At 39.9% G+C, this 6,280-nt stretch carries 4 protein-coding genes; 2 read left to right on the forward strand and 2 right to left on the reverse strand.

Annotation, left to right across the window (positions count from 1 at the left end; genetic code table 11):
* Nucleotides 1-78 precede the first annotated feature (78 nt).
* Entirely contained in the window at nt 79-1,482 is a 1,404-nt protein-coding gene (locus AACV33_RS06805) for a methyl-accepting chemotaxis protein (protein WP_017021261.1), read from the reverse strand.
* An 85-nt stretch (nt 1,483-1,567) separates the two neighbouring features.
* Between AACV33_RS06805 and yccX the strand changes: the two genes are divergently transcribed.
* Complete coding sequence (gene yccX, locus AACV33_RS06810; RefSeq protein ID WP_017021262.1) at nt 1,568-1,840, forward strand: acylphosphatase; 273 nt, start codon at nt 1,568-1,570, stop codon at nt 1,838-1,840.
* A gap of 18 nt (nt 1,841-1,858) precedes the next feature.
* On the opposite strand, the gene AACV33_RS06815 is transcribed toward yccX, so the two are convergent.
* The gene (locus AACV33_RS06815) at nt 1,859-2,185 is read right to left on the reverse strand and encodes a TusE/DsrC/DsvC family sulfur relay protein (protein ID WP_017021263.1); all 327 of its coding nucleotides are present in this window, start codon (nt 2,183-2,185) and stop codon (nt 1,859-1,861) included.
* Between the two features lie 371 nt (nt 2,186-2,556).
* Here AACV33_RS06815 and hrpA point away from each other — a divergent pair.
* Nucleotides 2,557-6,280, forward strand: a 3,724-nt coding sequence (gene hrpA, locus AACV33_RS06820; RefSeq protein ID WP_255458550.1) for an ATP-dependent RNA helicase HrpA, incomplete at its 3' end; no start/stop codon positions are given.

Below are 6,280 nucleotides of genomic sequence, written 5' to 3' on the forward strand. Positions count from 1 at the left end.
CCATAAAAAGAATGCAGTAATAAAATAAATTATTACTGCATGATATTAAGGCTATTGAAAGGTAAGAATCGATCCGGTTTACGCTTTTAGTCCATTTAGAAGCAATTCTAAATCTTGTCCTTTTAAACGTAATTGTTCGATGTTGGATTCTGAATTCTTGATCATTTGATGAACTTGATTTGATTGAGTTCGAACGTCTTCAACGGTCGCTGCGATACTTGAGGCGACTTCACCTTGTTGTGTCGCTGCGGTTGCGATTTCATTGTTACTTTGTGCAATCGTGTGGTTACGGTCAGCAATATTCGCAATGTCGTTGTGTACTTCGTGCATCAATTTTTGACCAGTTTCTGCATTACTTACCGTATTTGATGTTAACGTTAGCAATGATTTACTGTTATTTTGAAGCGCTTCAATCATGGTTTGGATCTCAACGGTGGCTTGTTGAGTACGGCTTGCCAGTGTTCTTACTTCATCTGCAACCACCGCAAAACCTCGTCCTTGTTCACCAGCTCGAGCGGCTTCTATCGCGGCATTCAATGCTAATAAATTGGTTTGTTGTGAAATACCATTAATGGTCGTGACGACTTCATCAATTTTTGCAGCATTGTTATCTAATTCTTGCACAGCATGCGCTGCCTGATTAATTTCTTCAGACAAGGCTTGGATTGCTTGTACTGCTGAATCGACTTGAGATTGACCAAGGCGAGCAGAATCCATTGCATCCGTTGATTGAGAAGAAGCTTCATGGGTGTAATTGGCCACTTCTTGAATTGATGTTGCCATCTCTTCGGTTGCACTTGACAGTAAATCGAGTTGAGCAAGTTGCTTGTCTGAAGCATCAGAGCTTTTGTGGCTATTTTGACTTAACTCTGAACTCATTTGTTGAATAAGAGCGACAGACTCTTGCATTGCCAACACCAATTTTTGCTCACGATCAGCGAGCTTATCAATGGTCATGGCAATCGTACTGAATTCGTCTCTTACAGGAAAGAAGTTCAAACGTTGTGTTAAATCACCCGATTCCAATGTTTCTAATGAGCGATTCATGGTAAACATGGCACCACCAATAAACGTCATGATGTAATAAACACCAATTGCCATCATCAGTAAAATCGCCGTTAAAATGGATATTTGAAGTGTGGTTAATGAAGACCATAAGGTGATGTCTGAATTCGCACTAATGGTATAATTACCGGAATTTATATAGGCACTGTGTTCACCAGTATTAACGGTAAATTCAGCAGATTGAGATAATAAAGTTACCGCTTCTTCGCGAGATATGTTTTGTTGATCTAACACAGAGGCAACGAATTGGACTTCGTGCTCAAGAGTTTCGGCCATCATGGTATTCGCTGCCGAATTCATAATAAAAGCTAAACTGATAAGAGCCAAAAGAGGTAAAAAGAAAAGGAGATAGAATTTTTCTTGGATTTTTAAGTGAATAAGATATTGGTCTATCCAACGGAATGCACTTTCTTTCATAATAAGTCCGTATAATATGAGGTAAGCGCGCATAATATCTTATGATTAAGAATTTCTTATTATAATCAGCATTTATAGGTGAACTATGTCACAAAAATCGTTTAAATTTTCAGTGAAGGGAAAGGTACAAGGGGTTGGCTTTCGCTTTCATACTGCACATGAGGCAATAAAGTTAGGATTAACGGGCTATGCACGTAATCAACAAGATGGTTCTGTTGACGTACTTGCCTGCGGTGACGAAGACAATATTGAGAAACTAGCTATATGGCTAAAAAAAGGACCTCAGCTTTCAAGAGTGGATTCAATCGAGAAAGCTGCTGTAGAATGGCAAGAATTAAGCGATTTTAAAATGTACTAATCGTGCCTGAATTTATTGTTATAAGCATTTCGCAGGCTTTGGTAAGCCAGCCAGTTTTGTTGCTTGCTTCGCCGGACCTAATTTGAATAACTGGAATAAATACTTACTGTTGCCTTTTTCTGGGCCGTGTTCTTTTTCCATTGCTTTAACAAGCATGCGAACCGCGGGTGAAGTTTTGAATTCTTCATAAAATGCACGAACAAAGCGAACGACTTCCCAATGTGCATCAGTCAGTTCAATGTTTTCTTCTTGTGCGAGAAATGGCACTAACTCTTCACTCCAATCAGTGTGATTCATTAAATACCCTTGAGCATCGCGTTCAATGTGCTTACCGTTAAATTCCATACAACTTATCTCAATGATGAGGACTGATGTGTCAGTTTAGCAAACAGATCTCTATTCCGGCAATATAATCCCAATCGTTTACCATTGCTAATGTTCTTATCCCTATTAAACGCTTAACTTAATGATTAATTTAATGCGAATAGCTTATTTGAGAGTGTTCATTTCTATTTATCTGAGTTGGCATAAGCGTGTATTTAGAAAGAAGATTATTACGCATAGGTAAAAGAGATTTTTACTCCTCTGCGGTCGATAAAGTAAAGAATGTGATAGAATTAGCGCAGTTAATGAATAATAAAAATTCAGTAGGATATATTTTGAGTCAATCAAATCAAAACTCAGCAGGTGCACTTAGAAAAGCACTGAGTGAATGTATGATCCGTGATCGTTTCCGCCTAAGCAAACGCATTCAAGGCGCATCACGCATTAAAAATGAAGAAGCAAGAAATGCGGTGTTTGATGAAATCGCATTAGACATTGCAAAATCAATGCAAATCGCGAATAACCGCGAAATGGATCGCCCAACAATCCAGTACCCAGAACAATTGCCAGTCAGTCAGAAAAAAGATGACATTGCTGAAGCGATTGCAAATAACCAAGTAGTTATTGTTGCCGGTGAAACCGGTTCGGGTAAAACCACTCAGTTACCAAAGATTTGTTTGGAATTAGGTCGTGGTAAGTTTGGTAATATTGGTCACACTCAGCCACGTCGCTTAGCGGCACGTTCGGTTGCGGATCGCATTGCCGAAGAAATGGAAACAGAGCTTGGTAGCCATGTTGGTTATAAAGTTCGATTCAACGATAAAGTATCAGAGCGTACGCAAGTTAAATTGATGACTGACGGTATCTTACTTGCTGAGATTCAAAGTGATCGTTATTTAAATCAATACGATACGATTATTATCGATGAAGCACATGAGCGTAGTTTAAATATTGATTTTATCATGGGCTATTTACGTGAATTATTGCCAAAACGCCCAGATTTAAAAATCATCATTACGTCAGCAACCATTGATCCAGAACGCTTTTCAAAACATTTTAACAATGCACCTATCATTGAAGTATCGGGCCGAACCTTCCCGGTAGAAACTCGTTACCGTCCCATCGTTGAAGACGGAGATGATACTGACAGAGATCAATTAGAAGGCATTTTTGATGCAGTTGATGAACTGTGTGCAGAAGGGCTAGGGGACATTCTCTTGTTCATGACGGGTGAGCGAGATATTCGTGATACCGCAGAAGCGTTAGAGAAACGTAACTTACGAGACACTGAAATTGTGCCTCTATACGCACGTTTGTCTTCTCAAGAACAAAATCGTGTTTTTCAACCCCATGCTGGCCGTCGAATTGTATTGGCAACCAACGTAGCAGAAACATCGTTAACCGTTCCAGGCATCAAGTACGTGATTGACCCAGGTACGGCCCGTATTAGTCGCTATAGCTACAGAACAAAAGTTCAACGTTTACCGATTGAAGCGATCTCTCAAGCCAGTGCGAATCAGCGTAAAGGTCGTTGTGGTCGTGTGTCGGAAGGTGTATGTATTCGTCTGTATTCAGAGGAAGACTTTGTTGCTCGCCCTGAATTTACCGATCCTGAAATTTTACGAACTAACTTAGCCTCTGTTATTTTACAAATGACGGCGTTAGGTTTAGGCGACATTCAAGCATTCCCATTTGTAGAAGCGCCTGATAATCGAAATATTCAAGATGGTGTGAAACTCCTTGAAGAGCTAGGTGCGATTAATGCTGAGATAAGTGATCCTAAAAAACGCTTAACGAAAGTCGGTCGTGAATTGGCTCGTTTGCCTATCGATCCACGTTTGGCTCGAATGGTACTTGAAGCGCCAAATCAAAATGCATTGCAAGAAGTGATGATCATTGCGGCGGCACTATCGATTCAAGATCCACGAGAGCGTCCAAGTGATAAGAAACAAGCGTCGGATGAAAAGCACAAACGTTTTAATCATGAAGATTCTGATTTCTTAACATTTGTAAATATTTGGCAGTATGTAAAAGAGCAACAGAAAGAGCTATCTAGCAACTCGTTTAGAAAGCAATGTCGCAAAGATTACTTAAACTATTTACGTATTCGTGAATGGCAAGATGTGCATTATCAATTAACTCAAGTAATGAAAGAGCTTAATTATAAAGTGAATCAAGAGGCTGCAGGGTATCAAGGTGTTCATACCGCTATTTTAGCTGGCATGCTTTCTCATATTGGTCAAAAAGATCAAGAGAAGAATGAATACCAAGGTGCACGTAATGCACGCTTCCATATATTCCCAGGATCTGGTTTATTTAAAAAACAGCCTAAATGGGCAATGGTGGCAGAGCTAGTTGAAACTTCAAAGTTATGGGGTCGAATTGTTGCAAAAATTCAACCGGAATGGATTGAACCTCTAGCGCCACATTTAATTAAACGCAGTTACAGCGAGCCACATTGGTCGAAAAAATCTGCCGCAGTTATGGCGTATGAGAAAGTGACCATTTACGGCATTCCAATTGTCGTGAAGCGTCAAATTAACTACGGTACGATTGATGCGCCAGTGTGTCGTGAAATCTTTATTCGCTCAGCGTTAGTTGAAGGGGATTGGAATACGAATCATAAGTTCTTTAAGCAGAACCGTAAATTGTTGCAAGAAGTTGAAGAGCTAGAGCATAAATCTCGTCGTCGCGATCTATTGATTGATGATGATCAGCTTGCCGAATTTTATGACCAACGAGTAAATACGGATGTGGTTTCTGGCCGCCATTTTGACTCGTGGTGGAAAACCGCCCAAAAAGAGACACCAGATTTACTTAATTTTGAAAAAGAGATGTTGTTCCGCAATGATGCAAGTCATGTGACGGATCTTGATTATCCAAATTTCTGGCATCAAGGTAACCTAAAGCTGAAGTTAAGCTATCAATTTGAACCGGGGCAAGATAGTGACGGTGTCACGGTTCACGTGCCGTTACCGATTTTAAATCAAGTGACGACCGAAGGGTTTGATTGGCAGATCCCCGGTTTACGTCATGAAATGATCGTTGCTTATATTAAATCGTTACCAAAAACACTTCGTCGTAACTTTGTGCCTGCGCCAAATTATGCTGATGCATTTTTATCACGTATAACACCATTTGATATGCCATTACTCGACAGCCTTGAAAAAGAGCTGCGTAGAATGACGGGTGTTGCTGTATTGCGTGAAGATTGGAAACTAGAACAAATCCCTGATCACTTGAAGGTGACTTACAGAGTGGTTGATCACCATAACCGTAAGTTAAAAGAAAGCCGTGATCTTTACGATTTAAAAGATGGCTTAAAAGATAAAGTACAAGAAACGTTATCTCAGGTCGCTGATGACGATATTGAGCAAGCGGGTTTAAAAACGTGGAGCTTTGGTGAACTACCTGCACTTTATACTCAGAAACGTGGTGGCTTTGAAGTTAAGGCGTATCCTGCGATTGTAGATAGTAAAGACAGTGTTGGGATTAAGTTGTTTGAAACAGAAGAAGAACAATATAATGCAATGAAAGCAGGGCAACGCCGATTGATCTTGTTGAATGTTCCGTCACCGATTAAATATTTACGTGACAACTTGCCAAACAAGTCAAAATTAGGCCTATACTTCAATCAGTATGGTCGAGTCTTGGACTTAATTGATGATTGTATTGCGTGTGGCGTTGATAAATTAATTGACGATAAAGGTGGCCTTGTTTGGGAACCTGAAGCGTTTGATGATATGAAAGAACACATTCGAGCGGAACTGGGCGATACGGTTGTAGAGATCGCTAAATTAGTCGAAACGATTTTAACGACGGCTTTCCAAATACAGAAGAAGCTAAAAGGTCGTGTTGATCTAAGTATGGCGTTTGCGTTGTCTGATATTAAATCTCAAATTGAAAATCTGATTTTTAAAGGCTTTGCAACAGAATGTGGTTGGAAGAGATTGACTGATATCCATCGTTATATGAAAGCGATCGAGCGTCGAATGGAGAAGTTACCGATTGATCCAACTCGAGATCGTGCTCATTTATTGAAAGTTGACAGTGTTAACAATGAATATAAAGAATTGTTAAACAAGATCCCGAAAGGGCAGCCAATACCCGATAAAG

Source organism: Aliivibrio sp. SR45-2, from assembly GCF_963890165.1.
Taxonomy (GTDB): domain Bacteria; phylum Pseudomonadota; class Gammaproteobacteria; order Enterobacterales; family Vibrionaceae; genus Aliivibrio; species Aliivibrio salmonicida.

Coding starts and splice junctions, on each gene's coding strand:
- yccX (WP_017021262.1), top strand. CDS start 1,568: ATGTCACAAAAATCGTTTAAATTTTCAGTGAAGGGAAAGGTACAAGGG.
- AACV33_RS06815 (WP_017021263.1), bottom strand. CDS start 2,185: ATGGAATTTAACGGTAAGCACATTGAACGCGATGCTCAAGGGTATTTA.
- AACV33_RS06805 (WP_017021261.1), bottom strand. CDS start 1,482: ATGAAAGAAAGTGCATTCCGTTGGATAGACCAATATCTTATTCACTTA.